Here is a 24,460-nt window from a genome sequence, read left to right on the forward strand (position 1 = left end):
CGGGAGCCGGGACTAGGGTCGGGTCATGGAATTCCGTCACCTTGGCCGTTCCGGCCTGATGGTCAGCGAAATCTCGTACGGCAACTGGATCACCCACGGCTCCCAGGTCGAGGAGGACGCCGCCTTCGCCTGCGTGCGGGCCGCCCTCGACGCCGGCATCACCACCTTCGACACGGCCGACGTGTACGCCGGCACCCGCGCCGAGGACGTGCTCGGCCGCGCGCTCGCCGACGAGCGGCGCGAAGGCCTGGAGATCTTCACCAAGGTGTACTGGCCCACCGGGCCGGGCCGCAACGACCGGGGTCTGTCCCGCAAGCACATCATGGAGTCGATCAACGGGTCGCTGCGTCGGCTGCGCACCGACTACGTCGACCTCTACCAGGCGCACCGCTACGACTACAGCACCCCGCTCGAGGAGACGATGGAGGCGTTCGCCGACGTCGTGCACTCCGGCAAGGCGCTCTACATCGGCGTCTCCGAGTGGAAGGCGTCGCAGATCCGCGAGGCCCACAAGCTCGCCCGGGAGCTGCACATCCCGCTGGTGTCCAACCAGCCGCAGTACTCGATGCTCTGGCGGGTCATCGAGGGCGAGGTCGTGCCCACCAGCGAGGAGCTGGGCGTCGGCCAGATCGTCTGGTCGCCCATGGCGCAGGGCGTGCTCTCCGGCAAGTACCTGCCGGGCCAGCCGCCGCCCGCCGGTTCCCGCGCCACCGACGAGAAGTCGGGCGCGAACTTCATCGCCCGGTTCCTGAACGACGAGGTGCTCACCCGGGTGCAGCAGCTCAAGCCGCTGGCCGAGCAGGCGGGGCTCAGCATGGCCCAGCTCGCCATCGCCTGGGTGCTGCAGAACCCGAACGTCTCCTCGGCGATCATCGGCGCGTCCCGCCCCGAGCAGGTGCACGACAACGTGAAGGCCGCCGGCGTGAAGCTCGACGCCGACCTGCTGAAGGCGATCGACGAGATCGTCGACCCGATCACCGAGCGCGACCCGGCCAAGACCGAGAGCCCGGCCGAGCGCCCGTGACACCCGTCCGGTCCGGCCGCGGCGCGAGCCCCGGCCGGACCGGCTCCGGTCAGCCCCGCCAGAAGCGGACCAGGTCGAGCCCGGTGGCGTAGAGCCAGGACGGCAGGCCGAGCACGTCGCCGACGGTGAAGACCACGTCGAAGAACCAGCCGCCGATCCGCGGGTTCCACAGCAGCGCGAAGAGCAGGATGAAGCCGTACGGGGCGAAGAGGTCGTACATGCGGCGCCACTGCTGGTTCAGCCACGGCTGGATCATGTTGCCGCCGTCGAGACCGGGCACCGGAAGCAGGTTGAGCACGCTCGCGGTGAGCTGGAGGAACGCGAGCAGCGCCACGCCCGCCCAGAACTCGAGCGACCCGCCCAGCCCCGTGCCGACCCGCAGCGCCAGCACGAGCAGCAGGGTGAACAGCACGTTCGTCGCCGGCCCGGCGAGGCTCACGAGCGTGTGCCGCAGCCGCCCCGGGATGAGGTGCCGGTCCACCCACACGGCCCCGCCGGGCAGGCCGATGCCGCCCAGCAGCACCACGAGCACCGGCAGCGCGATGGACAGCAGCGGGTGGCTGTACTTCAACGGGTTGAGCGTCAGGTAGCCGCGGTGGGCGACGCCCCGGTCGCCGGCCCGGTACGCGACCACGGCGTGGGCGTACTCGTGCAGGCACAGCGAGACGAGCCAGCCGGAGACCACGAACCCGAACACGTCCAGCCGGACGTTGCCGATGCTGTTCCAGGCCAGCACACCCGTCGTCGCGAACAGCGCGACCAGGGCGACGAAGACGGGGCTCGGCCGGAACGCCGCCCGGGGCACGCCGAGCACCAGCGCGTCCCCGCCCGGACGGTCGTAGCCCATCACTCGGCCGTGGGCAGCAGGCTCATCCGGTACTCGACCCGGTCGTCCTCGACGAGCGCGACCGAGGTGACGCCGGACGCCGCGAGCTCTCGCCAGGTCTGGCCGATCCAGGATTCGGCGTCGGCCTGGCTGCCGAACGACTCCGCCGGACCCTGCGCCGGCTTGCCGTCCGTGCCCTCGTACCGCCAGCTCCACGCCATGCCGCGTCTCCCCTCGCCGTCCGGTCCCACGCGGGACGAACCCCCGCCAGCGTAGTCGCCCCGGCGCGCCACGGCCGCTCGCTCACCCCCCGGTGCCGCCCACGGGGTTGATCGCCGTCTCCGCGTCGGCCGGTACGGTGGCTCGGTGCTGACTCGGGATGTGGTGCTCAGCGACCGGTACCGGCTGGGCGAGCGTGTGGCGACGGGCGGGATGGGCGCGGTCTGGAAGTGCACGGACCTGCTCCTGGAACGCGAGGTGGCGGTCAAGGTGCTGCTGCCGACGCTGGTCGCCGACCCCGAGTTCACGACCCGCTTCCGCGCCGAGGCCCGGATGCTCGCCGCGCTGCGCCATCCCGGTGTGGTGGCGGTGCACGACGTCGGCCAGGCGACCCTCGCCGACGGCACCCGCGTCGACTACCTGGTGATGGAGTACGTCGACGGCGAGCCGCTCGTGTCCTGGATCGGGCGGGCCGGCCGGCTGGACGCCGCGTCCACGATGTCGATCGTGGCGCAGGCCGCGGAGGCGCTGCACGCCGCCCACCTCGCGGGGATCGTCCACCGGGACGTGAAGCCGGGCAACCTGCTGGTCAAGTCGGACGGGCGGGTCGTGCTCGTCGACTTCGGCATCGCCCGCTCGCCCGCCCTGAACGGGCTCACCGCGGCCAACATGGTCCTCGGCACGGCCACCTACATGTCACCCGAGCAGGCCACCGGCCAGCCGGTCTCCGCGGCCACCGACGTGTACGCGCTGGGGACGGTCGCCTACTACTGCCTCGCCGGCCAGCCCCCGTTCGCCGGGGAGAACCCGCTGGAGGTGGCGCTGCGGCACCAGCAGGACGAGCCGGCGGCGCTGCCGCCGGGCACCCCGCCGGCCGTCGCCGACCTCGTCGCGCGGGCCATGGCCAAGCGCCCGGCCGACCGGTTCGGCAGCGCCGCCGAGATGGCGCGCGCCGCCGCCGAGGCGCGTGACGCCACACTCGCCACGATTCCGCTCTCCGCCCGCCCGCCGTGGGCGCTGGCCGGCCCCGCGCCGGCCGGTCCCGCGCTGGCCGGCCCCACGCCCGCTGGTCCCGCGCCCGCCGGTCCCGCGACCCCGCCGGCCGCCGCCCCGCAACCGCCGCTGCCGAGTCCGCCGGGTCCGGTCCCGCCGGCCGTTCCCGGCGGTACGCGGCCCACGGGCGCCCCGGAATCTCCCGCCCCGCCCGCCGGCGCTCCACCCGTCTCCCCCGCCGCGCCGGCCACGGATGTCCGGCCCGCCGGGGCCGGCCGGCCGGCTCCGGCCTTCGGGCCACCGGCCCCGACCTCCGGTCCGCCCGGCGCGCCGAGCCTGCGCGGGGCGCCGGCGCCCACCTCCGGTCCGGGTTCCCACGGGACACCGGCCGCCAGCGCCGGTCCGGGTGGCACGCCCGAGCCGGCCGGATGGCCCGCCGGGGTCGCGGCCGTGTCGCCGCGCCAGCCGGACACCCGCGAGGATCTCGTGGGGTCCACGCCCCCCGGGCGCCGGCGCGGGCTGCTGGTCGGCGCCGCGGCCGTGCTCGTGGCGCTCGTGGCGACGGTGACCGTGATCGCGCTGCGCCCCGGCGGCGGGCCCGACACCCAGGACCGGCCGGCCGCGTTGACGGGCGGATCCGAGGCCGCGCCGCAGGAGCAGGGCGCACCCCCCTCGGCCGACGCGACCACCCCCGCGCACCGGCCCACGGCCACGCCGAGCGCCACCCGGTCGGCGGGCAGCCCCGGCCCGAGCGGCGCCACCGACCCGACCGGCCGTCCCCACGGAACCCCGGGCGCCGGGCAGAGCACCGCGCCGACCGGCGGCGGCAGCCCCCGACCGACGGCCGGCGCGACGAGCGCGAAGCCCACCAGCAAGCCCAACCCGTACACGGCCGGGGAGGTGTGCGGTGCCGGATACCAGGTCATCGACTCGGCCACCCTGACCGCCGGCGGGCAGCGCAGGGGCCGCGTCTACCTGCTCTACAACCCCGGCAACGGCAACAACTGCGCCGTCACGCTCAAGGACACCGCGGTCGGCACGAAGACGGCGGCCTCCGCGTACCTCGAGGTGAAGGGGCGGGCGCGCAGCACCGACAGCGGCTCGTACGACTACTACGCCGGCCCGGTGCGCGCCAGCGCCGCCGGCGCGTGCGTGAAGTGGGGCGGCTCGACCGGCGGGGCCAGCTACGCGAGTCCCTTCGAGCACTGTGACTGACCGCCGGGCCGGCAGGCACGGGTACGCCCGGCGGCCTTAAGGTACGGGCATGTCGGTTGACGGGTGGAACACGGTCCTGGTGCTCGGCGGCATCCGGTCCGGCAAGTCCGAGTTCGCCGAGTCCCTGGTCAGCGACGCGCCGGTGGTCCGTTACGTGGCCACCGCGCCGGAGGGCGACCCGGCGGACACCGAGTGGGCGGCCCGCCTCGCGGCGCACCGCGCGCGGCGGCCGGGCAGCTGGACCACCGAGGAGACCGCGGGCGATCCCCGCCGGCTGGCCGACGTGATCAGCGCCGCCGAACCCAACGAGACGCTGCTCGTCGACGACCTGGGCGGCTGGGTGACGGTGCTGCTCGACCCGGCGCACCAGCCGGCGGACGACACCCAGACGATCAGCGAGCTCGCCGCCGCGATCCGCGGGTGCCTCGCCCGGCTGGTGCTGGTCAGCCCCGAGGTTGGCCTGTCGCTGGTGCCGACGACGCCGGTCGGACGCGCCTTCACCGACGCGCTGGGCGCCGCCAACCGGGCGGTGGCCGACGCGTGCGACGCCGTGGTGCTGGTCGTCGCCGGCCAACCCTCGTGGTTCAAGGGCGCGCCCGCCGTGGGCGCCGCGCCGGCTGTCGCCCCGATGCCCGCCGCCGCCCCGACGCCCGCCGCCGTCAACGGCGTCGCCGCCGAGCCCACGCCCGACCTCGTCGCCCTGCCGGACGTGCGCAACGCCACACCGCCCCGGCCGGTCCCCGTCACCGAGGGCGACACGGCGTGGTCCACGCCGACCATGGCGCTGCCGGTGGTCGCCACCGGGCTGGTCATCCAGCCCGGCATGGAACTGCCGATGCCCGACGAGTACACCGGCCCGCAGGCGATCGAGCGGCTCGCCACCCTCGACGTGCCGGGCGCCGGCCTGGGCGTGCTGGAACGGCTGGTGGGCTTCGCCGCCGGCACCCAGGGCACGGCGACCCCGGCCCCGTGGACCTCGGTGCGGGTGCTGCTGCTCAACGGCGACCACGCCGGCGGGGCCGCCGCGGGCACCCGGCCCGGCGAGTCGGCGCGCCGGGCCGGGCAGACCCGCGCCGGGCGGGGCGCGCTGGCACGGCTGGCCGCCGAGTGCGGCGCCAGCCTCCAGGTCGTGGACGCGCCGACCGCCGGCCCCATGGAGGCCGAGCCGGCGCTCACCCCCGAGCAGGTCGACTCCGCGCTGCGTTACGGCTGGCGGCTGGCCGAGGAGGCCGCCGAGGCCGGCGTACAGCTGCTGGTGCTGGCGGCGTGCGGCGCCGGCACCGAGGCGGCCGCCGCCGCGGTGCTCGCCGCCACCGCCGGCGCGGAACCGCCCGCCGTGCTGGGCCGGGTCGTCACCGACAGTGGTGAGATCGACGACGCGGCCTGGATGCGCCGCTGCGCGGCGGTACGCGACGCGCTGCACCGCACCCGCCGCTCGTCGCGGGGCGCCGCGGACGTGCTGGCCGATCTGGGTGGTGGCGACATCGCGATCGCCACCGGCGTGCTGCTCGGTGCGACGGCCCGCCGCATCCCCGTGATGCTCGACGGCCCGGTCGGTGTGGCCGCCGCGCTCGTGAGCCGGGACCTGGCCGGGCAGGCCCGGCACTGGTGCCTGCTCGCCGACGACGGCGGGGACCCGGCCGTGAAGCTCGCCGCCGACGTCCTCGGCCTCACGCCGCTGCTCGACCTGCGGCTGGACCTCGGCGAGGGCTCGAACGCGCTGGTCGCGCTGCCCATGCTGCGCTCGGTGCTGGCCCTGGCCGCCGCGCTGCCGACCCACCCGTCGCTGGCCGGCGGCGAGCCCGACGAGGACGAGTCGGACGCGGCCGCCGACGAGGAACCGGAGTTCGCCGAGCCGGAGCCGGCCGGTCCGGGGCCGACCAGCACCGAGCCCGAGGAGCGGGTGGACCCCTCGGGTCAACGTGCCGGCTGAGCCGCGGTTCGTCGCGGGGGCGCGGCTCGCGCTCACCACGTTCACGACGCTGCCCGTCCGTGCGGGGCGGATCGACCGGCCGGTGGCGGGCGTCGCCATGGCGCTCGCCCCGGCGGTCGGCGCGCTGCTCGGCGCGCTGCTGGCCGCCGTGCTGCTGCTGTCGGCCGCGGTCGCTCCCCCACTGGTCGCCGCCGGGGTGACCGTCGGGGCCGCCGCGCTGCTCACCCGCGGGCTGCACCTCGACGGGCTGGCCGACACCGTGGACGCGCTGGGCTCGTACCGGCACGGGGCCGCCGCGCTGGAGATCATGAAGAAGCCGGACGTCGGGCCGTTCGGCGTGGTCGCGCTGGTGGTCGTACTCCTGGTGCAGGCCGCGGCGCTCGCCGAGCTGGCCGGGCGGTCGTGGCCGGCGTGCCTCGCGGCGGTCGTCGCGGCGACCGCGGCCGGGCGGCTCGGCGTCACCCTGGCCTGCCGCCGCGGTGTGCCGGCGGCGCGGCCGGACGGGCTCGGCGCGCTGGTCGCCGGCACCGTCGGTCCCGTCGCCCCGGCGGTCGGGGCGGTCGCCGTCGCGGTGGTGGCCGTCGCCGCGGCGCCGGGCCGGCCGTGGCAGGGGCCGCTCACCGTCGTGGCGGCCCTCGCCGTGGCGGTGGGGCTGCTCACACACGTGGTACGCCGGCTCGGCGGGATCACCGGTGACGTGCTCGGCGCGACCGTCGAGGTCGTCACCACGCTGGTCTACCTGGGGCTGGTGCTGTCCGACTGAATCCGGGGCGGCGGGCCGGGTAGCGTTCGGCTCGACAGCACGGCACCGCCACCCGGGGGACGACAATGCTCATCACCGACGACTTCCTGCCCGTACCGGTCCCGGAGTCGCTGAGCGCGACCTACCTGGTGCCGGTGAAGGGGCTGCCGCGAGTCGGCACGAAGAGCGCGGTGGCGGGGCTCGCCGGCCGGATCGCGGAGCCGGTGCACGGGCTGGCGCGGCAGATGCTGGACAGCCCGCTCATGAGCGTGGACACCCGGCCCATCGGCGAGTTCCCCGAACTGCCGCCGGATCTGCTCACCGCGTTCGGCGCCAGCGAGGCGCAGCTGGACCGGCTCGCGGCAGCCACACACCTGGTGGTGGTGCAGGCCGAGTACCGGCCCGGCTGGCCGCCGGCGCACGAGTGGGCGGCGCGGGCGGTGGCGGCGGCCGTCGCCGACTCCGTCGACGGCGACGTGGTGGACGTCTTCGGGCTGCAGTTCCTTGATCCGGCGACCGCGCTGCGTTCGCTTCCCGACGAGCACGGGCGGGTCCGGCTCGTCGACTGGGTGCTGGTCCCCTACTCCTCCGACGCCGACGGGCTGTGGTTCACCACGAAGGGGTTGCGCCGGTTCGGGCTGCTGGAGTTGCAGACCCAGGGCGTGCCGGACCACCTCACCCGGGCGTGGGGCGCCGTCATGACGGGCGCGGCGCGGCGGCTGCTGCGGGACTGGACCGACGGGCTGGCCGGCGACGAGGTGCCGGCGTTCGTGCAGCTTCCGGTGCTGGCCACGGTGACCGGCCACGACATCGCGGTGGCGTACGGCAATCCGGAGCAGCACGGCGCGACCGCCCCGGTGCTGCTCCGGCTGGAGCTGGACCCGGCGACCGACCCGGAGGCGGACTCGTTCCTCAGCCTGCGCCCGCCGCCCGGCCACCCCGGCCCGGACGGCCGCTACTACGCGGCGGCCTGCGCCACCCTCTTCGCCGGCATTCAGCCGGACGTGCGCTACGCCCGCCCGGGCGACGCCATGAGCAGGGCGATCGCCACCGCCCGCGCGGGCATCGCCGACGTGCGTACCCGGTTCGTGGCCGGTGAGCTGCCCCGGGAGTCGCAGCTCGTGGTCAAGTACGGGCTGCCCGGCGAGGACGGCCCGGAGTACGTCTGGGCGGGCGTCACCTCGTGGGACGCCCCGGAGCGGATCGTCGGGGTGAGCGCCAGCGACGCGGCGTCCGACCCGAGTGTCCGGATCGGCTCGCCGGTCGTCGTGGAGGCCGACGACGTGGTCGACTGGGCCCTGCTCGACGGCACGGGCGTCATCGAGGGCGGCTGGACCCAGGCCGTCCTGGACGCCGGCGAACGCCCCACCCCGTAACCCCCGCCCAGCACGTCCACCCTCTCCCCCGCCGGCGCCGGCCGAGGCCGGCCCCGGGCCCCGGCCCCGGTGATCATGAAGTTATTGCTGCGACACGCCGGTGCCGACGGCAATAACTTCATGATCACCGCGAAGAAGCGCGCGGGCGCGGCGCCCGGGCCGGGGGGCGGGGGTTAGCGGACGCTGGGTTGGACGAACGGGGGGCGGGTGACGCGCATCTGGGCGCGGCGGCCGCGGATGTCGACCTCGACCAGGTCGCCGTCGGTCAGGGTCGCGGCGGTGTCCAGCAGCGCCAGGGCGATGCCCTTCTTCAACGTCGGCGAGAACGTGCCGCTCGTGATCGTGCCCACAGTGGTGTCGCCCACGTGCACGGTCATGCCGGGGCGCGGAATGGCCCGGTCGACGGCCTCGAGGCCGCGCAGCGTCCGCCGGGGGCCGGCCGCCTTCTCCGCGCGCAGCGCGTCCCGGCCCCAGAACGCCGGCTTGTCCCAGCCGACGGCCCAACCCGAGCGGGCCTGCACCGGGGTGATCTCCAGCGACAGGTCCTGCCCGTGCAGCGGGTAGCCCATCTCGGTGCGCAGCGTGTCCCGCGCCGCGAGGCCGCAGGCGCGCAGCTCGTACGACGCGTCGGCGGTGAAGAGCGCGTCCCACACGGCGGTGGCGTGCTCGGCCGGTGTCACCAGCTCGTAGCCCAGCTCGCCCGTGTAGCCCGTCCGGCAGACGGTCAGCTCGACCGGCCCGCCCGCGGTGTCGAGGGTGGCGGCCGAGAAGCTCATGTAGTCGTGGCCGGTGGGCAGGCCCAGCGAGGCGAGCAGCTCGGCCGAGCGCGGCCCCTGCACGGCGAGGACGGCGTACGCCTCGTGCTCGTCGGTGACCGTGACCGACGGCGGCGCGACGGCCCGCAGCCGCCGGACGACCTCGGCGGTGTTGGCCGCGTTCGGGATCAGGAAGACGTGGTCGTCGGCGTGCAGGTAGGCGATGATGTCGTCCACCACGCCGCCGGTGGCGTCGTCGCAGCAGAGGGTGTACTGCGCCCGGCCGGGACCGATCCGGCCCAGGTCGTTGGTGAGGCAGGCGTTGACGAAGTCCGCCGCACCGGGGCCGGTCACCCGCGCCTTGCCGAGGTGGGAGACGTCGAAGACGCCCACCCCCGTGCGTACCGCCGTGTGCTCGCGGAGGACGCCGCCGCCGGCGTACTCCAGCGGCATCTCCCAGCCCCCGAAGGGGGCGAACTTGGCGCCGGCGGCGGTGTGCCGCTCGTGCAGCGGGGAACGGCGCAGCCGGGTCGCGGCGGCGTCGGTGGTCACCTCGGTCATGGGTGGCAACTTACCGGGGGCACGCCCGCTGGTTAGCATCGGCGGGGACCCGCCACAGCGGTCGGCGGGACAGCCCAGACGTCCGGCGGGTAGGTTGCCGCCGGAGACCTTCATCGCCGGCACGCACCGTCGCGGCCGGCCCGGCCCGCCCGGAGTAGCTTCAGTGACATCGCCCCGTACCACCCTCAGCCTGGTCGACACCGACCCCGCCGAGCTCGCCGTCGACGCCATCGTGATCGGCGTGCACAGCCAGACCGGAGAGCAGGACGCCACGAGCGGCCCGGCCGGCAACCTGCTGCTCGCCAGCGGCGCGGAGAGCATCGCGGCCGCTTTCGACGGCAAGCTCACCGAGACGCTGGCGCTGCTCGGCGCGACCGGCGGGCCGGGCGAGGTGATCAAGCTGGCCACGCTGGGCACCATCACGGCCCCGGTCGTCGCGGCCGTCGGCCTCGGCGCCGAGCCGTCCGGCGCCGCCCCGGACCCGGAGGTGCTGCGCCGGGCCGCGGGCTCGGCCGTACGCGCGCTGGCCGGCGCGTCCCGGGTCGCCATGACCCTGCCGCTCCCGGACGACGCCGACGCCCCGGCCGCGCTGCGCGCGGTCGCCGAGGGCGCGCTGCTCGGCGGGTACCGCTTCGCCGGTTACAAGACCCGGCCGCAGCCGGCCCGGCGCGAGCCGGTGTCCGAGGTGCTGGTGGCCGTCCCGGACGCGGGCGACAGCGCCGCGCAGGCCGAGGTGACCCGCGCCACCGCGGTGGTGGGCGCGGTCCGCCAGAGCCGGGACTGGGTCAACACGGCGCCCAACGAGCTGCGCCCGCCGGCCTTCGCCGAGGCGGTCGTGGCCGCGGCCCGGGAGGCGGGGCTCGAGGTCGAGGTGCTCGACGAGGCGGCGCTGAGGGCCGGCGGCTACGGCGGCATCATCGCCGTGGGCCAGGGTTCGGAGGCCCCGCCGCGGCTCGTGAAGCTCACCTACACGCCGGAGGGCGGCGGCACCGGCAAGCGGGTGGCGCTGGTGGGCAAGGGCATCACGTTCGACACCGGCGGCATCTCGATCAAGCCGGCGCAGGGCATGTGGGAGATGAAGTCCGACATGGCGGGCGCCGCCGCGGTGGGCGCCGCCATGCTGGCGGTGGCCGCACTCAAGCCGTCCGTGGCCGTGTCCGGGTACCTGCCGATGGCGGAGAACATGCCGTCGGGCACGTCGTACCGGCCGGGTGACGTCATCAGCATGTACAGCGGCAAGAAGGTCGAGGTGCTCAACACCGACGCCGAGGGCCGGATGATCCTGGCCGACGCGATCGCCCGCGCCTGCGAGGACGGCTGCGACTACCTCTTCGAGACCTCCACCCTGACCGGCGGTCAGGTGATCTCGCTGGGCAAGCGGATCGCCGGTGTCATGGGTACGCCGGAGCTGTGCGAGCGGGTCCGCGCGGCCGGTGACGCCGTCGGCGAGCCGGCGTGGCCGATGCCGCTGCCGGACGACGTGCGCAAGGGCATGGACTCCGACGTCGCCGACATCTCGCAGGTCAACGCCGGGATGGACCGCGCCGGGCACATGCTCCAGGGCGGCACGTTCCTGCGCGAGTTCGTCACCGACGACGTGGCCTGGGCGCACATCGACGTGGCCGGCCCGGCCTACCACTCGGGCGAGCCGACCGGTTACTGGACCAAGGGCGGCACGGGCGTGCCGGTCCGCACCCTCGTCCACCTCGTCGAGGACGTCGCCGCCAACGGCTGACGCCTCGCACCCGCACGCGAAAGGAGTGGCCGTCCCCGCGCGGGGACGGCCACTCCTTTCGCGTCTGTCAGTAGAGCTCGGGGCGACGCTTGCGGCGCTCGTTGAAGTCCCGCATCCGCTGCGGGTAGCCCATGAGCCGCACGTCGTAGATCGGGATCGCCATCCGGTACGCGAAGCGCCGCGCCCCGTCCGGGCCGTCGATCCGCCGGCGGGTCCACTCGCCGTCGTCGGCGATGAGCATCACGGTCGTCTCGGTGACCGTGGTGCGCGGCTCGATGTACGCCTCGACGCCCCGCCGGCTGCGGACGAATTGCTCAAGATGCTCCAGATCGGCACGGTCTGCGGCACGATCGTGGCCCACCACGCGCGCCTGCTTGCGGCGCCGGAACAGCCCCACGGACCTCTCCCCAACGATTTGTCATCGACGACGGTGCCAAGCGTACGTGTCGGGGACGTGTCGTTGGGCACCTCGGTACGCGCTCCGGGCGCCGTGGTGACAAGATGACCGAGGTGGGGTCTGCCCCTGGCACCCCACCGTGACCCCCGATGCAGTGACGCGACCTGGGAGTTGGACGTGAGCGAGCCGAACGACGCAACCTTCGACATCGTCATCCTCGGAGGTGGCAGCGGCGGCTACGCGGCGGCGCTGCGGGCCGCCCAGCTGGACCTCTCCGTCGCGCTGATCGAGAAGGGCAAGCTCGGCGGCACCTGCCTGCACAACGGCTGCATCCCGACCAAGGCCCTGCTGCACTCCGCCGAGATCGCCGACCAGACCCGCGAGTCGGAGCAGTTCGGCATCAAGGCCGAGCTGGTCGGCATCGACATGGCGGCGGTCAACTCGTACAAGGACGGCGTCATCTCCCGCCTCTACAAGGGCCTCCAGGGCCTGGTGGGCAGCGCCAAGAACATCACCTTCGTGGCCGGGGCCGGCCGGCTCGTCGCCCCGAACGCCGTCGAGGTGGACGGCAAGCGCTACACCGGACGCAACGTGATCCTGGCCAGCGGGTCGTACGCCAAGAGCCTGCCGGGCCTGGAGATCGACGGCGAGCGGATCATCACGAGCGACCACGCGCTGTTCATGGACCGGGTCCCGTCCTCGGCGATCGTGCTGGGCGGCGGCGTGATCGGTGTCGAGTTCGCGAGCGTGTGGAAGTCCTTCGGCGTGGACGTGACCATCGTCGAGGCCCTGCCCCGTCTGGTCGCCGCCGAGGACGAGGAGTCGTCGAAGGCGCTGGAGCGCGCGTTCCGCAAGCGGAAGATCAACTTCAAGGTCGGCAAGCCGTTCGAGAAGGTCGAGAAGACCGACAGCGGCGTCAAGCTGACCATCGCCGGTGGCGAGACCGTCGAGGCCGAGGTGCTGCTGGTCGCCGTCGGCCGTGGCCCGAACACCGCCAACCTCGGCTACGAGGAGCAGGGTGTGAAGATGGACCGCGGCTACGTGCTGACCGACGAGCGGCTGCGCACGAGCGTGCCGAACGTCTACGCGGTCGGCGACATCGTGCCGGGTCTCCAGCTCGCGCACCGCGGCTTCCAGCAGGGCATCTTCGTGGCCGAGGAGATCGCCGGCCAGACCCCGGCCGTGATCGACGAGGCCGGCATCCCCCGGGTCACCTACTGCGAGCCGCAGCTGGCCTCGGTCGGTCTCACCGAGGCGAAGGCCAAGGAGCAGTACGGCGCCGACAAGGTCAAGAGCTACAACTACAACCTGGGCGGCAACGGCAAGAGCCAGATCCTCAAGACGACCGGCTTCGTGAAGCTGGTCCGCGTCGAGGACGGCCCGGTGGTCGGCGTCCACATGGTCGGCGCCCGGGTCGGCGAGCTGATCGGTGAGGCGCAGCTCATCTACAACTGGGAGGCCTACCCGGCCGAGGTGGCGCAGCTCGTGCACGCCCACCCGACGCAGAACGAGGCCCTGGGCGAGGCGCACCTGGCCCTCGCCGGCAAGCCGCTGCACGCGCACGCCTGACACGACAACCGCGGCGTCCGGCGACGGGCGATGATCCCACCAGGGGAACGAAGGAGTCTGGAGAACATGCCGGTATCGGTCACCATGCCTCGGCTCGGCGAGAGCGTCACCGAGGGCACCGTCACCCGCTGGCTCAAGCAGGAGGGCGACACCGTCGAGGCGGACGAGCCCCTGCTCGAGGTCTCCACCGACAAGGTGGACACCGAGATCCCGTCGCCGGCGGCGGGCGTGCTGACCCGGATCGTGGTCGGGGAGGACGAGACCGCCGAGGTCGGCAGCGAGCTGGCCGTCATCTCCGGTGAGGGCGAGGAGGCCGGCGGCGGCGCTCCGCAGGAGCAGGCCCCCGCGGAGCAGGCCGCTCCGCAGGCCGCGCCGGCCCCGCAGCCGACGGCCGCCGCCGAGGGCACCGCGCCCGAGCCGGCCCCGCAGGCGACGCCCGCCCCGCAGGCCGCGCAGGCCGCGCCGTCGGGCGGGGGCACGCCGGTCACCCTGCCGGCCCTCGGCGAGAGCGTCACCGAGGGTACGGTCACCCGCTGGCTCAAGCAGGTCGGCGACAGCGTCGAGGTCGACGAGCCGCTGCTCGAGGTCTCCACCGACAAGGTGGACACCGAGATCCCGTCGCCGGTCGCCGGCACCGTCCTCGAGATCAAGGTCGCCGAGGACGAGACCGCTCCCGTCGGCGCCGAGCTGGCCATCATCGGCGCCGCGGGCGCCGCTCCGGCCGAGGCGAAGCCGGAGCCCACCCCGCAGCCCGAGGCCAAGCCGGCCCCGCAGGCGAAGCCGGCTCCGCAGCCCGAGGCGAAGCCGGCTCCGACGCCGGCCGCGACCCCGGGCCTGTCCTACAACGAGCCGGCCGCCGAGGCGGAGACCGCGGCGCAGCCGGCGCAGGTGGAGCAGAAGGCCGTCCCCGCGGCCCCGGCTCCGACCCCGCAGCGCCCCACGGCCCCTGCCCAGGGCGGCGGCGAGGAGGCGGCCGGCTACGTGACGCCGCTGGTCCGCAAGCTGGCCGGCGAGCACGGGGTGGACCTGTCGACCGTCAACGGCACCGGCGTCGGTGGCCGCATCCGCAAGCAGGACGTGCTGGAGGCGGCCGAGCGGGCCAAGGCGGCGAAGGCCGCGCCGGCCCCGGCCGCCGCACCCCAGCCGGCCGCCGCCGTGGCGCCGGCGAAGCCGGCCGCGAAGCCGCAGCCCAGCGCGAAGCGCGGCACCACCGAGAAGCTGCCCCGGATCCGGGCCGCGATCGCCAAGCGGATGCACGAGTCGCTGCACGAGATGGCGCAGCTCACCACGGTGATCGAGGTGGACGTCACCAAGATCGCCAAGCTGCGGGCGCAGGCGAAGGACTCCTTCCAGCAGCGGCACGGCGTGAAGCTGTCCTTCCTGCCGTTCTTCGCCCTGGCCGCCGTCGAGGCGCTCCAGACGTACCCGATCGTGAACGCCCGGATGGACCTCGAGGGTGGGACGATCACCTACCCGGACGCGGAGCACCTCGGCATCGCCGTGGACACCGAGCGGGGCCTGCTGGTGCCGGTCATCCACAACGCCGGGGACCTCAACCTGGGCGGCATCGCGAAGCGGGTCGCGGACCTGGCCGAGCGCACCCGCACCAACAAGATCAGCCCGGACGAGATCGCCGGCGCCACGTTCACGCTGACCAACACCGGCAGCCGGGGCGCCCTCTTCGACACCCCGATCGTGCCGTCGCCGCAGTCGGCGATGCTCGGCACGGGTGCCGTGGTGAAGCGTCCGGTCGTGGTCAACGACCCGAACCTCGGTGAGGTCATCGCCGTGCGGTCGATGGTCTACCTGGCTCTCTCCTACGACCACCGGCTGATCGACGGCGCCGACGCGGCCCGCTTCCTGGCCGCGGTCAAGGAGCGGCTGGAGGCCGGCAACTTCGAGGCCGAGCTGGGGCTGTAACGGCTCGTTCCGCAGCGACGAAAGGGCGCCCCGGTCGGTCACGACCGGGGCGCCCTTTTCACGCGTACGCCCGCTGGTGGACGGCCTCAGGCCGCGCGCAGCATCTCCTCGGAGACCCGCCACAGCCGCTCGGCGGCCTCCGGGTCCAGCGCGTACGGGGCGTAGCCGGTGCGGGTGCCCGGCTGGTTCGGCCCCGCCTCCTGGCAGTCCTCGAAGTAGCGCCCGCCGACGCCGTCGAGCAGCGGCGAGGTGGCGACCAGGACCGAGGTCGCCGCGCCCTGCTCGGTGGTCTTCCAGTAACCGGCCCCCGCGGCGCCGCCCGTCTGCGCCCGCATCCGCTCCAGCTCCTCCTCGCTGATGTAGCGCTGCAGGTTGGTCCGGATCGCGCCCGGCATGAGCGAGTTGGCGAGGATGCCGTCGTCGGCCCAACGCCGGGTCGCCTCCACGGCGAAGAGCACGTTGGCCGTCTTCGACTGCCCGTAGGCCAGCCACGGGTCGTACGGCCGGTGCGCGAAGTGGATGTCGTCGAACACGACGGGCGAGCGGAGGTGCGCCGCCGAGCTCACCGAGACGACGCGGGCGCCCCCGGCCGCGGCGAGGGCCGGCCGCAGCCCGGTGGCCAGCGCGAAGTGGCCCAGGTGGTTCGTGGCGAACTGCATCTCCCAGCCCTGCGCGGTCCGCATCTCGGGCGAGGCCATCATTCCGGCGTTGTTCACGAGGATGTGCAGCGGGCCGTCCCAGTTGGCCACGAACGTGGCCACCGAGTTCTGGTCGGCCAGGTCGAGCGGCGCCACGAGGACCCGGTCGTTGCCGGTGGTGGCGGTGATGTCGGCGGCGGCCCGCTGGCCGTCCTCCGGCTTGCGGACCGCGAGGGTGACGTCGGCTCCGGCCTGGGCGAGCGCCCGCGCCGTCTCGACGCCGATGCCGGACGCGCCGCCGGTGACGATCGCCCGGCGGCCGGCGAGGTCGATGCCGCGTACCACCTCGAGTGCGGTGGTCTCGCGGGAGAAGGGTGTGCTCACACGTGTGCTGGTCATGATCCATCCTTGTCGGCGGCGGGCCCGCGCGGCCGGCCGCTACGATGAGAAGCGGAGGATCCTCCGTTACAGCGACACTAACCGGAGGAGCCTCCGTATGCCAACCCGGACACCGGCTCGTCAGGAGACGACATGGCCCCCGCCGCCCCGAGACCGCTCCGCGCGGACGCCCGCCGCAACCGCGAGCGGCTGCTGGAGGCTGCGGTACGAGCGTTTTCCCAGGGCGGCCCGGAGGTAACGCTGGAGTCCGTCGCCCGGGACGCCGGCGTGGGCATCGGCACGCTCTACCGCCACTTCCCCACCCGGGAGGCGCTGGTCGAGGCCGCGTACCGCAGCGAGTTGGCGAAGCTCTGCGACGCCGCGCCGGAGCTGCTCGGCCGGCTGCCGGCCGATCGGGCCCTCCGGGAGTGGATGGAGCTGTTCATCGACTACCTCGCCGCCAAGCGCGGCATGGCCGACGCGCTGCGCCTCGTCATCGCCTCCGGCGCCAACCCGTACGCCGAGAGCCGGGACCGCCTGTACACGGCCCTCGACCTGCTGCTGGCCGCAGGGATCGAGGCCGGAGCGGTCCGGGCGGACGTCCCGGCGGCCGACGTGCTGGCCAGCCTGAGCGGGGTCTCCCTCGCGGCCGGCGACCCCGACCGGCGGGACCAGGCCCGCCGCCTGCTCGACCTGCTCATGGACGGTCTGCGCCACCGCGCCGGTAGTTGATCGATTCGAGCCCGGGGCGGCCCGGCCCGCTGACAATCTCGACCGGTGGGCGGTCAGGGGTGGCGGGGGCGGCTGGGACCCGCCATCGCCGTCGCGCCGGGAGCCCGGGTCGACAGGTTCGAGATCTTCTTCGACCTGCTCTTCGTCTTCTCGTTCTTCATCCGCCGCCGTCCCGCTGGCCGCGCTCCTGCCCGCGCTGGCCACACTCGCCCTGCTGACCCTGATCTGCCTCGGCCTGGTGGCGGTCGAGGTGGTGGTCCTGGCCGACTCCCGCCAGGCCCTGCGCGAGGCGGTCTTCCGTCAGAAGACGGCCCACGAGGAGCACGAGGTCGCGTTCCGCGCCGCCTGGCACGAGCCCGACGAGGAGGAACCCGGCCAGCGCAAACCATGAACCGGCGTGTAGCACCTGGTAGCACAGGCGTCTAGAATCGCGCTGTGGCCGAGCACGCGCATCGAGAGATCACCCAACGCGAACTGCGGAACGAATCCGGTGCGATCATGCGGGGCGTCGAGCGGGGGGAATCGTTCACCATCACCCGCAACGGCACCCCCATCGGCAAGCTGATCCCGCTCCGCCGGCGCACATTCGTGCCGCGCGCCGAGGCGATGGCCGCTTTCGCCACCGCTCCGGAGGTGGACGCGGAGAGGTTCCGCAGCGACCTCGACTCCTCGATCGATCAGGACCCCTTCAGCCGTGAGTGGTGACGCGCCGTCCCGAGGTCTGATCGACACCAACATCGTCATTCATCTCGCCCGTCTCGACCCGATGCACCTGCCCGAAGAGCTGGTGATCAGCGCCGTGACGCTCGCGGAACTGTCCGCCGGCCCGCATCACGCGGACGACCGGGTGGAACGGGCGCGACGGACGAGCGTCCTCCAGCACGCCGAGGCCACCTTCGACCCGTTGCCGTTCGACGCCGAGGCCGCACGCGCGTTCGGCATGGTCACCGGCGCCGTCCTCGCGACCGGACGCACCACACGGCGCCGGCTCGCGGACCTGATGATCGCCTCCATCGCGTACGCGAACGGCCTCCCGCTCTACACGACGAACCCGGCGACCTTCGTCGGGCTGGAGGACCTCCTCATGATCCGGCCGGTGCCTCGCCCCTGACCACCGGGCGACCGGCGGCGAGCCGCACGCCCGGTCTGCCGGTAGCAGAATCGGCCGTGCCGGGCTGGCCGCCCCGGGCACCGGGCCGGCAGGCTGGGCGGCATGGTCACCTTCTCCCTGCACGCCAGCCCGTCCGACACCGCCGCCCAGTGGATCGACCTGGCCCGCCGCGCCGAGGCCGCCGGGTACGACGCGCTGCTGGTCCCCGACCACCCGGGCGTGACGGTCAACCCGTTCGTGGCGCTGGCCGCCGCCGCGGCGGTGACCACCCGGATCGGGCTCGGCTCGAACGTCTCGAACGCCGGCGTCCGGGAGCCGATGCTGCTCGCGACCGACGTGGCGAGCCTCGACCTGGTCTCGGCCGGGCGTGCCCGGCTCGGTGTCGGCGCCGGGCACACCCCGGCCGAGTGGCGGGCCGTCGGGCGGGAGCGGCCGGACGTGGCGGGCCGCGTACGCCGTGCCGTGGCCGTCGCCGAGGCCGTCCGTGCCCTGCTCGACGGCGAGGAGGTCACCGTCGACACGCCGGATCTCGTGCTGCGGGACGCCCGCCTGGAAACGCCGCGCCCGGTGCAGCGGCGGATCCCGCTCACCGTGGGCACGTCGAACTCGTCGCTGCTGCGCTGGGCCGGCGCGCACGCCGACGTCGTGGGGTTGGCCGGCCTGGGCCGTACGCTGCCCGACGGCTACAACCACGAGGTGCGCTGGCGGGCGGCGGACATCGAGGCGCAGCTCGCCCAGGTGGCGGCCGGCGCCGCGGGCCGTGCCGAGCCGCCGGCGCTGGAGGCGCTGGTGCAGCAGGTCGTGGTGACCGACGACGCGGAGGCCGCCGCGGCGGAGATGGCCCGGGACGTCGGGCTGAGCGTGGCCGAGCTGCTCGCGACCCCGTACGTGCTCATGGGCACCGAGGACGAGATCGTCGCGGCGGTCACCGCACACCGGCGCCGCTGGGGTATCACCCGCTTCGTCGTACGCGCCCCCGCCGTGGACGCGCTCACACCGATCCTCCCCCGCCTGGCCACGGTGAACTGACGCCCGGGTCGGGCCGCTTGATCGACTCCGTTTCGCCGATGTGGCGGTGTCCCGGCACCCCGGATACCGCCACATCGGCGATCTGGTGTGGGTCAAGCGAGGTTGGTCGCGCCCCCGCGGCGAGGCGGCACGCGGGGCGGCGGCGGGCTCGTCCGCCGCGGCGTCACCCGTCGGTACGCTCCGCCACGAACACGCCCACGCCCTGGACGCCCTCGACGAGTCCTTCGGTGCGCAGCGCGAAGATGGCCTGCCGCACGACGATCGCCGAGACGCCGTGCTGCTGGCAGAGCTGGGCGGTAGACGGAAGCTTGTCGCCCGGAGCGAGTTCTCCGGACGCGATCTGCTCACGGATGTGGTCGGCGAGTTGCAACCACTTCGGCTTGGCGGGCATGCGGTCTCCCTGGTCTGCGCCGCCATTCGATCACGCGTGGACTTCACATCGCAACTAATGACCACCAATGCCTTGCTTTATATAAGCGCTTATGCCAGACTGGCGACGACCGGCTCCCTGGTCTGCAAACCCCGAGCTGGTCGTCCCGAGGAGGCACCCGGCCGCCGTCTCCCCCGGTCGTCGGCCGGGTGCCTCCCTCCCGCGATGCGGCACACGGAGGCGCCCATGTCACCGATCCGGCGGCGCGGCCTGCCGCCCGTACCCCTTGCTCCGCGGCACCGGCCCACCCGGCGCACCACCGGTGGCCACCGGTGACCGCGCCGCGGGCCGCCGTCACCACGAGCCGGTCGCACCTGCCGCTGCGTCCACTCTGGCTCTGTCGCGCCTGTGGCGCGCCCTGGCCGTGCGCGCCCGCGAAACTCGCGCTCGTCCGGGAGTACGCGGGCAGTCACGTCACGCTCTGCCTCTACCTCAGCAGTCTGTTGCAGGACGCGGCCACCGACCTGCACCTGCTCGACCCGCACGGGGCTCCCGGCCCGGGCCAGCTCTACGACCGCTTCATCGGCTGGGCGGCACACCCGCGACCAACGACGGGCTGACCGACCCCGTCGCTCCACCCGACTTCGAGGAACCCGAGTGGATCAGCCGGCACGAGACGTGGGACGGGCGGTCGAAGCGGTCATGAATCGAGAAGCGTCGGTCGGCGAGCCGCGGTTAGCGTCACCTCCACGGAGACGCCACCGGCCAGGTCGGCCGGGGTGCGCGATCGCGAGGAGGTCCCGATGAACGGAAACAAGTGGGTACGACAGATCCACCGCTGGCTGGCGATCGCCTTCACGGTGACCGTCGTCGTCACCTTCGTCGCCCTCGCACAGGAGGAGCCCGTCGTCTGGGTGTCCTACGTGCCGCTGCTCCCGCTCACCCTGCTCCTGGTCAGCGGGCTGTACCTGTTCGCGCTGCCGTACGCGGCCAGGCGACGCGGCCGACGCGCCGCTCCCGAAAGATGATCGCGACGCGCCGGCGAACGCATCCCCTACGTCCGGGCCACGGCCTCGGCCGGGCCGGTCACGGTCTCGTAGTAGCGGATCTTCTCGCGGAGGTGGTCGTACTGGCGCTGGAGCAGGCGCATCTGCTCCTCGACCCGCGTGGCGTGCTCCTCCAGCAGCGCCTGACGTTCGGGGGCGGTGTGTTCGCCCTCGCGGGCCAGCTCGGCGTACCGGCACATCTGCGCGATGGGCATCCCCGTGTCACGCAGGCAGCGGAACAGCACGAGCCAGCCGAGGTCGTCGTCGGTGAAGACCCGCCGGCCGCCGGAGGTGCGGCCCACGCCGCTGAGCAGGCCGATCTTCTCGTAGTACCGCAGGGTGTCGAGGCTGAAGCCGCTGCGGCGGGCGGCCTCCGAGGGTGCGTACATGCCGTCGAGGCTAGTGCTTGACCTGGAGCGCGCTCCAGGTTGAAGGCTGGGGGCATGACGATGACACGGAGACTGGGCCGCAGCGGCATCGAGGTCAGCGCGATCGGCATGGGCTGCTGGGCCATCGGCGGGCCACTGTGGGGCGAGGGCGGGCAGCCGTTCGGGTGGGGCGAGGTCGACGACGACGAGTCCGTCCGCACCATCCACGCGGCGCTCGACGCCGGCGTGACCCTCTTCGACACGGCCAGCAACTACGGGGCCGGGCACAGCGAGCGGGTGCTGGGCCGGGCGCTCGCGGGCCGCCGCGACCGGGTGGTGATCGCCACCAAGTTCGGTAACCGCGCGGAGGAGGCGACCCGCCGGTGGACCGGCACCGACGCCAGTCCGGCGTACGCCGTGCAGAGCCTCGAGGAGTCGCTGCGGCGGCTCGGCACCGACCACGTCGACCTGTACCAGCTGCACATCAACGACCTGCCGGCGTCCGCCGCGCTCGACCTGGTCGACACGCTGGAGGAGCTGGTCACCCAGGGCAAGATCCGGGCGTACGGCTGGAGCACCGACCATCCCGACTCGGCCGAGGCGTTCGCGAAGGGCGGTCCGCACTGCACGGCTATCCAGCACGACCAGTCGGTGCTGCTTGACAACGCCGCGATGTTCGCGGTCTGCGACGCGTACGACCTGGCCAGCCTCAACCGCGGACCGCTCGCGATGGGCCTGCTCACCGGCTCGCAGCGGACGGTCGGCCGCGACGACGTACGCGGCAGGGAGCTCGACTGGCTCGTCTGGTTCACCGACGGGCGGCCGACGCCGGAGTGGGCGGCCCGGGTCGAGCGGATCCGCGGCGCGCTCACGGCCGACGGCCGTACCCTCGCCCAGGGCGCGCTGGGGTGGCTGCTGGCCCGCAGCCCCCGGACGGTGCCGATCCCCGGCGCGCGGACGGTGGCGCAGGCCGAGGAGAACTTCGCGACGCTCGCGCTCGGGCCGCTCGACCCCGGCGCGGTGGCCGAGGTGGAACGGCTCCTGGCCGACGTCCGGCCGTCCACGGTGGGGTGAACCGTCGTCGGCTCCGGCCGAACGTGTGAGGGCGGGCCCCCGTACCGGAAGATGGGGGCATGCGGATCCTCATGGCCGGCGCGTCCGGCTTCCTGGGCACCCGACTGCTCGGCCGGTTCACCGCCGACGGGCACCAGGTCACCCGGCTGGTCCGCCGGCCACCGCGCGGGCCGGACGAGCGGCAGTGGGACCCGTCCGCCGCCCAGCTCGACCCGGGCGTGGTGGCCGACGCCGACGCGGTGGTGAACCTGGCCGGGGCGGGTGTGGGCGACCGGCGCTGGAACGCCGGGTACAAGCAGCTCATCCGCTCCAGCCGGGTCGACAGCACCACCACCCTGGCGATCACGATGGCCGGGCTGCCGGCCGCGGACCGGCCGAGGGTGCTGCTCAACGCGTCGGCCGTCGGCTGGTACGGCGACACCGGCGACCGTGCCGTGGAGGAGGACGCGCCGGCCGGCGAGGGCTTCCTCGCCGACGTGTGCCGCGTGTGGGAGGCGGCCACCCGGCCGGCCGAGGACGCCGACGTCCGCGTGGTCCGGCTGCGCACCGGCCTGCCGCTGGACCGTCACGGCGGGATGCTCAAACCGCAGCTGCTGCCCATGCGGCTCGGGATCTCCGGCAAGCTGGGCGGCGGCCGGCAGTGGTGGCCGTGCCTGTCGATGGCCGACTTCCTGGACGCGACGGCGTTCGTGCTGGCCCGCGACGACGTGGCCGGGCCGGTCAACATGGTCGGCCCGGCCCCGGTCACCAACGCCGAGTTCACCCGGGAGCTGGCCCGGCTACTGCACCGGCCGGCGTTCGTACCGGTTCCGGCGCTGGCGCTGAAGGTCGCGCTCGGCGGCTTCGCGACGGAGGCCCTGTCCAGTTCCCGGGTCCTGCCCGGCGCCCTGACCCGCGCCGGCTTCTCCTACCGCCACCCCGACCTGACAAGCGCCCTGAAGGCCGCCCTGACAACCTGACCCACCCCACCCGACCCCACCCGGCCCCGCGCGGTCCCGGGGATGCCCGCTGATCAAGAGGATTGCGTCATGCCGGGGCTGGAATCTGACGCAAACCTCTTGATCAACGAAGACGACAGGGTCAGCAGCCGACGACCCAGTAGTTCGTGCCGGTCTGCTTGAGCGTGCTCGTGTTGAACGTGTTGTAGAGGCCCATGCGCTGGTTGGAGCCGTTGGCGTACGCGTACCCGCCGGACTGGTAGGCGCGGCCCGCGGTCACGTGCGCGTAGTTGCTCGCGGTGACGCAGGTGGGGGCCGGCGGCGGGGTGGTGGGCGGCGGGGTCGTGGGGTCGGTGCCACCGCCGCCGTTCAGGCCGAAGAAGACCGCGTCGCGGTACGTCGAGCAGATGGTGTCGAGGAAGTACGCGCCCGCGGTGCCGCACTGGTCGGCGCCGCTGCCCGGGTCGACGGGCGTCCCGTGGCCCATGCCGGAGACCCGGTAGAGGCGGACCTCGTCGTTGCCGTACACCTCCAGGCTCGTGCCGCCGGGCAGGGACGAGGTGCTGGTCGGGGTCTGCGAGATGCCGCGGACGTTGGTCCACTGGTCGCGCGACTCGGTGGCGTTGAGCGGGGCGACGGTGTAGTCCGCGGTGCCGTGCCAGATCGCCACCCGGGGCCGCCGCCCGGTGTAGCCGGCGTACGCGCCACGGACCAGGTCGCCCCAGGCGGCGGGGGTCTTGTCGGTGCCGGGCGTCATGCAGCTGAAGGCGTTGACCATGCTGGTGGCGCAGCGGTACGGGATGCCCGCGATGATCGACCCGGCGGCGAAGACGTCGGGGTAGGTGGCGAGCATGACGGCGCTCATGGCGGCGCCCGCCGAGAGGCCGCTCACGAACACGCGGTTGCCGTCGACGCCGAAGTTCGCCTTGGCGTGGTCGACCATCTGCTTGATGGACAGCGCCTCACCCTGGCCCCGGGCGGTGTCCCCCGGTTCGAACCAGTTGAAGCAGGCGTTGGCGTTGTTCCCGGACTTCTGCTCGGCGACGATCAGCGCGAATCCCCACTGGTCGGCGTACTTGCGCCAGCCGGAGTTGGTGAAGTAGCCGTTGGCGTTCTGCGTGCAGCCGTGCAGCAGCACCACGGCGGGCGAGTTGGCCGGCAGGTTGTCCGGCCGGTACGCGTACATGGCGAGGTTGCCGGGGTTCGAGCCGAAGCTCGTGACCTGGGTGAGGCTGGCGGCCTGGGCGGGTGTGGCGAGGGCGAGCGCGCCCGCGGCGGCGAGGACGAGCCCGGCGACCGCACCGGTCAGCCGGGTGAGCAGGGACGAGGAGCGGCGCACGACGGCCTCCCGATGGCGGAATGTGAACTGGGTCACCTGCGAATTGCCGCGACGTTACGTCGATATGACGGAGGTGTGACATGGGGCACGGTCACACATTCACGGCCACCATTGTGTTCGCCGCGCTCGGCGACAACATGCCGCCCCTCCTGGCACGTATGACCGGCACGTC

At 74.1% G+C, this 24,460-nt stretch carries 25 protein-coding genes; 17 read left to right on the forward strand and 8 right to left on the reverse strand.

The genetic code is table 11. From position 1 onward, the window contains the following. Positions 1-25 precede the first annotated feature (25 nt). Positions 26-1,024: an aldo/keto reductase family protein gene (locus tag ACSNOA_RS24560; RefSeq protein WP_436661778.1), complete on the forward strand. Its 999-nt coding sequence runs from the start codon at positions 26-28 to the stop codon at positions 1,022-1,024. Between the two features lie 49 nt (positions 1,025-1,073). Here ACSNOA_RS24560 and ACSNOA_RS24565 read toward each other — a convergent pair whose 3' ends face one another. Both ACSNOA_RS24565 and ACSNOA_RS24570 read right to left on the reverse strand, forming a co-directional pair. Continuing rightward, entirely contained in the window at positions 1,074-1,871 is a 798-nt protein-coding gene (locus tag ACSNOA_RS24565) for a site-2 protease family protein (RefSeq protein ID WP_436661779.1), read from the reverse strand. Beyond that, entirely contained in the window at positions 1,871-2,071 is a 201-nt protein-coding gene (locus ACSNOA_RS24570; RefSeq protein WP_436661781.1) for a hypothetical protein, read from the reverse strand. The genes ACSNOA_RS24565 and ACSNOA_RS24570 overlap by 1 nt, the downstream gene beginning before the upstream one ends. A gap of 145 nt (positions 2,072-2,216) precedes the next feature. Here ACSNOA_RS24570 and ACSNOA_RS24575 point away from each other — a divergent pair, with 145 nt between their 5' ends. The 4 genes from ACSNOA_RS24575 (at position 2,217) to ACSNOA_RS24590 (ending at position 8,328) form a co-directional block, all read left to right on the forward strand. Then, positions 2,217-4,277 carry a protein kinase domain-containing protein gene (locus tag ACSNOA_RS24575; RefSeq protein ID WP_436661783.1) on the forward strand — a complete coding sequence of 687 codons (2,061 nt, stop codon included), beginning with the start codon at positions 2,217-2,219 and terminating at the stop codon, positions 4,275-4,277. Between the two features lie 49 nt (positions 4,278-4,326). Next, positions 4,327-6,210, forward strand: coding sequence for a bifunctional adenosylcobinamide kinase/adenosylcobinamide-phosphate guanylyltransferase (locus tag ACSNOA_RS24580; RefSeq protein ID WP_436661785.1), 1,884 nt, complete (start codon positions 4,327-4,329; stop codon positions 6,208-6,210). Next, on the forward strand, positions 6,200-6,973 hold the full coding sequence (locus ACSNOA_RS24585; RefSeq protein WP_436661787.1) for an adenosylcobinamide-GDP ribazoletransferase: 774 nt from the start codon (positions 6,200-6,202) through the stop codon (positions 6,971-6,973). Before ACSNOA_RS24580 ends, ACSNOA_RS24585 begins: the two co-directional genes overlap by 11 nt. Before the next feature lie 65 nt (positions 6,974-7,038). Continuing rightward, on the forward strand, positions 7,039-8,328 hold the full coding sequence (locus ACSNOA_RS24590; RefSeq protein ID WP_436661788.1) for a DUF2314 domain-containing protein: 1,290 nt from the start codon (positions 7,039-7,041) through the stop codon (positions 8,326-8,328). Between the two features lie 173 nt (positions 8,329-8,501). On the opposite strand, the gene gcvT is transcribed toward ACSNOA_RS24590, so the two are convergent. After that, positions 8,502-9,644 (reverse strand): glycine cleavage system aminomethyltransferase GcvT, encoded by a 1,143-nt coding sequence (gcvT, locus tag ACSNOA_RS24595; RefSeq protein ID WP_436661790.1) that lies wholly within the window; start codon positions 9,642-9,644, stop codon positions 8,502-8,504. 163 nt (positions 9,645-9,807) lie between these two features. Here gcvT and ACSNOA_RS24600 point away from each other — a divergent pair, with 163 nt between their 5' ends. After that, on the forward strand, positions 9,808-11,379 hold the full coding sequence (locus ACSNOA_RS24600) for a leucyl aminopeptidase (RefSeq protein WP_436661791.1): 1,572 nt from the start codon (positions 9,808-9,810) through the stop codon (positions 11,377-11,379). 67 nt (positions 11,380-11,446) lie between these two features. Here the strand turns inward: ACSNOA_RS24600 and ACSNOA_RS24605 are convergent, their stop codons facing one another. Beyond that, complete coding sequence (locus tag ACSNOA_RS24605) at positions 11,447-11,776, reverse strand: hypothetical protein (protein ID WP_436661793.1); 330 nt, start codon at positions 11,774-11,776, stop codon at positions 11,447-11,449. 177 nt (positions 11,777-11,953) lie between these two features. Between ACSNOA_RS24605 and lpdA the strand changes: the two genes are divergently transcribed. Together lpdA and sucB are read left to right on the forward strand one after the other, a co-directional pair. Further along, a complete protein-coding gene (gene lpdA, locus ACSNOA_RS24610) occupies positions 11,954-13,345 on the forward strand; it encodes a dihydrolipoyl dehydrogenase (RefSeq protein WP_436661794.1) in 1,392 nt (463 codons plus the stop codon). A 66-nt stretch (positions 13,346-13,411) separates the two neighbouring features. Then, a complete protein-coding gene (gene sucB / locus ACSNOA_RS24615) occupies positions 13,412-15,265 on the forward strand; it encodes a 2-oxoglutarate dehydrogenase, E2 component, dihydrolipoamide succinyltransferase (protein WP_436661796.1) in 1,854 nt (617 codons plus the stop codon). A gap of 86 nt (positions 15,266-15,351) precedes the next feature. Here the strand turns inward: sucB and ACSNOA_RS24620 are convergent, their stop codons facing one another. Beyond that, positions 15,352-16,305, reverse strand: coding sequence for an SDR family NAD(P)-dependent oxidoreductase (locus ACSNOA_RS24620; RefSeq protein ID WP_436662438.1), 954 nt, complete (start codon positions 16,303-16,305; stop codon positions 15,352-15,354). Positions 16,306-16,434: 129 nt separating this feature from the next. Here ACSNOA_RS24620 and ACSNOA_RS24625 point away from each other — a divergent pair, with 129 nt between their 5' ends. From ACSNOA_RS24625 to ACSNOA_RS24645, 5 genes are all read left to right on the forward strand, one after another. Further along, positions 16,435-17,013: a TetR/AcrR family transcriptional regulator gene (locus ACSNOA_RS24625; protein ID WP_436661797.1), complete on the forward strand. Its 579-nt coding sequence runs from the start codon at positions 16,435-16,437 to the stop codon at positions 17,011-17,013. Positions 17,014-17,251: 238 nt separating this feature from the next. Continuing rightward, a complete protein-coding gene (locus ACSNOA_RS24630; RefSeq protein ID WP_436661798.1) occupies positions 17,252-17,404 on the forward strand; it encodes a hypothetical protein in 153 nt (50 codons plus the stop codon). Between the two features lie 44 nt (positions 17,405-17,448). Further along, complete coding sequence (locus ACSNOA_RS24635) at positions 17,449-17,718, forward strand: type II toxin-antitoxin system Phd/YefM family antitoxin (protein ID WP_436661800.1); 270 nt, start codon at positions 17,449-17,451, stop codon at positions 17,716-17,718. Beyond that, the gene (locus ACSNOA_RS24640) at positions 17,708-18,124 is read left to right on the forward strand and encodes a type II toxin-antitoxin system VapC family toxin (RefSeq protein ID WP_436661802.1); all 417 of its coding nucleotides are present in this window, start codon (positions 17,708-17,710) and stop codon (positions 18,122-18,124) included. Before ACSNOA_RS24635 ends, ACSNOA_RS24640 begins: the two co-directional genes overlap by 11 nt. A gap of 102 nt (positions 18,125-18,226) precedes the next feature. Next, positions 18,227-19,153, forward strand: coding sequence for an LLM class flavin-dependent oxidoreductase (locus ACSNOA_RS24645; protein ID WP_436661804.1), 927 nt, complete (start codon positions 18,227-18,229; stop codon positions 19,151-19,153). A 163-nt stretch (positions 19,154-19,316) separates the two neighbouring features. On the opposite strand, the gene ACSNOA_RS24650 is transcribed toward ACSNOA_RS24645, so the two are convergent. Continuing rightward, on the reverse strand, positions 19,317-19,544 hold the full coding sequence (locus ACSNOA_RS24650) for a GntR family transcriptional regulator (RefSeq protein WP_436661806.1): 228 nt from the start codon (positions 19,542-19,544) through the stop codon (positions 19,317-19,319). A 311-nt stretch (positions 19,545-19,855) separates the two neighbouring features. Between ACSNOA_RS24650 and ACSNOA_RS24655 the strand changes: the two genes are divergently transcribed. Further along, on the forward strand, positions 19,856-20,143 hold the full coding sequence (locus ACSNOA_RS24655; RefSeq protein WP_436661808.1) for a hypothetical protein: 288 nt from the start codon (positions 19,856-19,858) through the stop codon (positions 20,141-20,143). A 183-nt stretch (positions 20,144-20,326) separates the two neighbouring features. Then, complete coding sequence (locus tag ACSNOA_RS24660; protein ID WP_436661810.1) at positions 20,327-20,551, forward strand: hypothetical protein; 225 nt, start codon at positions 20,327-20,329, stop codon at positions 20,549-20,551. A 26-nt stretch (positions 20,552-20,577) separates the two neighbouring features. On the opposite strand, the gene ACSNOA_RS24665 is transcribed toward ACSNOA_RS24660, so the two are convergent. Beyond that, positions 20,578-20,958, reverse strand: coding sequence for a MerR family transcriptional regulator (locus ACSNOA_RS24665; RefSeq protein WP_436661812.1), 381 nt, complete (start codon positions 20,956-20,958; stop codon positions 20,578-20,580). 54 nt (positions 20,959-21,012) lie between these two features. Here ACSNOA_RS24665 and ACSNOA_RS24670 point away from each other — a divergent pair, with 54 nt between their 5' ends. Next, positions 21,013-22,011: an aldo/keto reductase gene (locus ACSNOA_RS24670; protein ID WP_436661814.1), complete on the forward strand. Its 999-nt coding sequence runs from the start codon at positions 21,013-21,015 to the stop codon at positions 22,009-22,011. Between the two features lie 59 nt (positions 22,012-22,070). Next, positions 22,071-22,970 carry a TIGR01777 family oxidoreductase gene (locus tag ACSNOA_RS24675; RefSeq protein WP_436661815.1) on the forward strand — a complete coding sequence of 300 codons (900 nt, stop codon included), beginning with the start codon at positions 22,071-22,073 and terminating at the stop codon, positions 22,968-22,970. Positions 22,971-23,091: 121 nt separating this feature from the next. On the opposite strand, the gene ACSNOA_RS24680 is transcribed toward ACSNOA_RS24675, so the two are convergent. Then, the gene (locus tag ACSNOA_RS24680; RefSeq protein ID WP_436662439.1) at positions 23,092-24,288 is read right to left on the reverse strand and encodes an extracellular catalytic domain type 1 short-chain-length polyhydroxyalkanoate depolymerase; all 1,197 of its coding nucleotides are present in this window, start codon (positions 24,286-24,288) and stop codon (positions 23,092-23,094) included. Positions 24,289-24,460 lie beyond the last annotated feature (172 nt).

It is taken from the genome of Micromonospora sp. URMC 103 (assembly GCF_051386435.1).
Classification (GTDB): Bacteria; Actinomycetota; Actinomycetes; order Mycobacteriales; family Micromonosporaceae; genus Micromonospora.

Bases quoted from the DNA above. Each gene is read 5' to 3' on its own strand.
- sucB (WP_436661796.1), top strand. From the start codon at position 13,412: ATGCCGGTATCGGTCACCATGCCTCGGCTCGGCGAGAGCGTCACCGAG.
- ACSNOA_RS24570 (WP_436661781.1), bottom strand. From the start codon at position 2,071: ATGGCGTGGAGCTGGCGGTACGAGGGCACGGACGGCAAGCCGGCGCAG.
- ACSNOA_RS24650 (WP_436661806.1), bottom strand. From the start codon at position 19,544: ATGCCCGCCAAGCCGAAGTGGTTGCAACTCGCCGACCACATCCGTGAG.
- gcvT (WP_436661790.1), bottom strand. From the start codon at position 9,644: ATGACCGAGGTGACCACCGACGCCGCCGCGACCCGGCTGCGCCGTTCC.
- ACSNOA_RS24670 (WP_436661814.1), top strand. From the start codon at position 21,013: ATGACGATGACACGGAGACTGGGCCGCAGCGGCATCGAGGTCAGCGCG.
- ACSNOA_RS24590 (WP_436661788.1), top strand. From the start codon at position 7,039: ATGCTCATCACCGACGACTTCCTGCCCGTACCGGTCCCGGAGTCGCTG.
- ACSNOA_RS24560 (WP_436661778.1), top strand. From the start codon at position 26: ATGGAATTCCGTCACCTTGGCCGTTCCGGCCTGATGGTCAGCGAAATC.
- ACSNOA_RS24665 (WP_436661812.1), bottom strand. From the start codon at position 20,958: ATGTACGCACCCTCGGAGGCCGCCCGCCGCAGCGGCTTCAGCCTCGAC.
- ACSNOA_RS24675 (WP_436661815.1), top strand. From the start codon at position 22,071: ATGCGGATCCTCATGGCCGGCGCGTCCGGCTTCCTGGGCACCCGACTG.
- ACSNOA_RS24565 (WP_436661779.1), bottom strand. From the start codon at position 1,871: ATGGGCTACGACCGTCCGGGCGGGGACGCGCTGGTGCTCGGCGTGCCC.
- ACSNOA_RS24660 (WP_436661810.1), top strand. From the start codon at position 20,327: ATGAACGGAAACAAGTGGGTACGACAGATCCACCGCTGGCTGGCGATC.
- ACSNOA_RS24645 (WP_436661804.1), top strand. From the start codon at position 18,227: ATGGTCACCTTCTCCCTGCACGCCAGCCCGTCCGACACCGCCGCCCAG.
- ACSNOA_RS24625 (WP_436661797.1), top strand. From the start codon at position 16,435: ATGGCCCCCGCCGCCCCGAGACCGCTCCGCGCGGACGCCCGCCGCAAC.
- ACSNOA_RS24580 (WP_436661785.1), top strand. From the start codon at position 4,327: ATGTCGGTTGACGGGTGGAACACGGTCCTGGTGCTCGGCGGCATCCGG.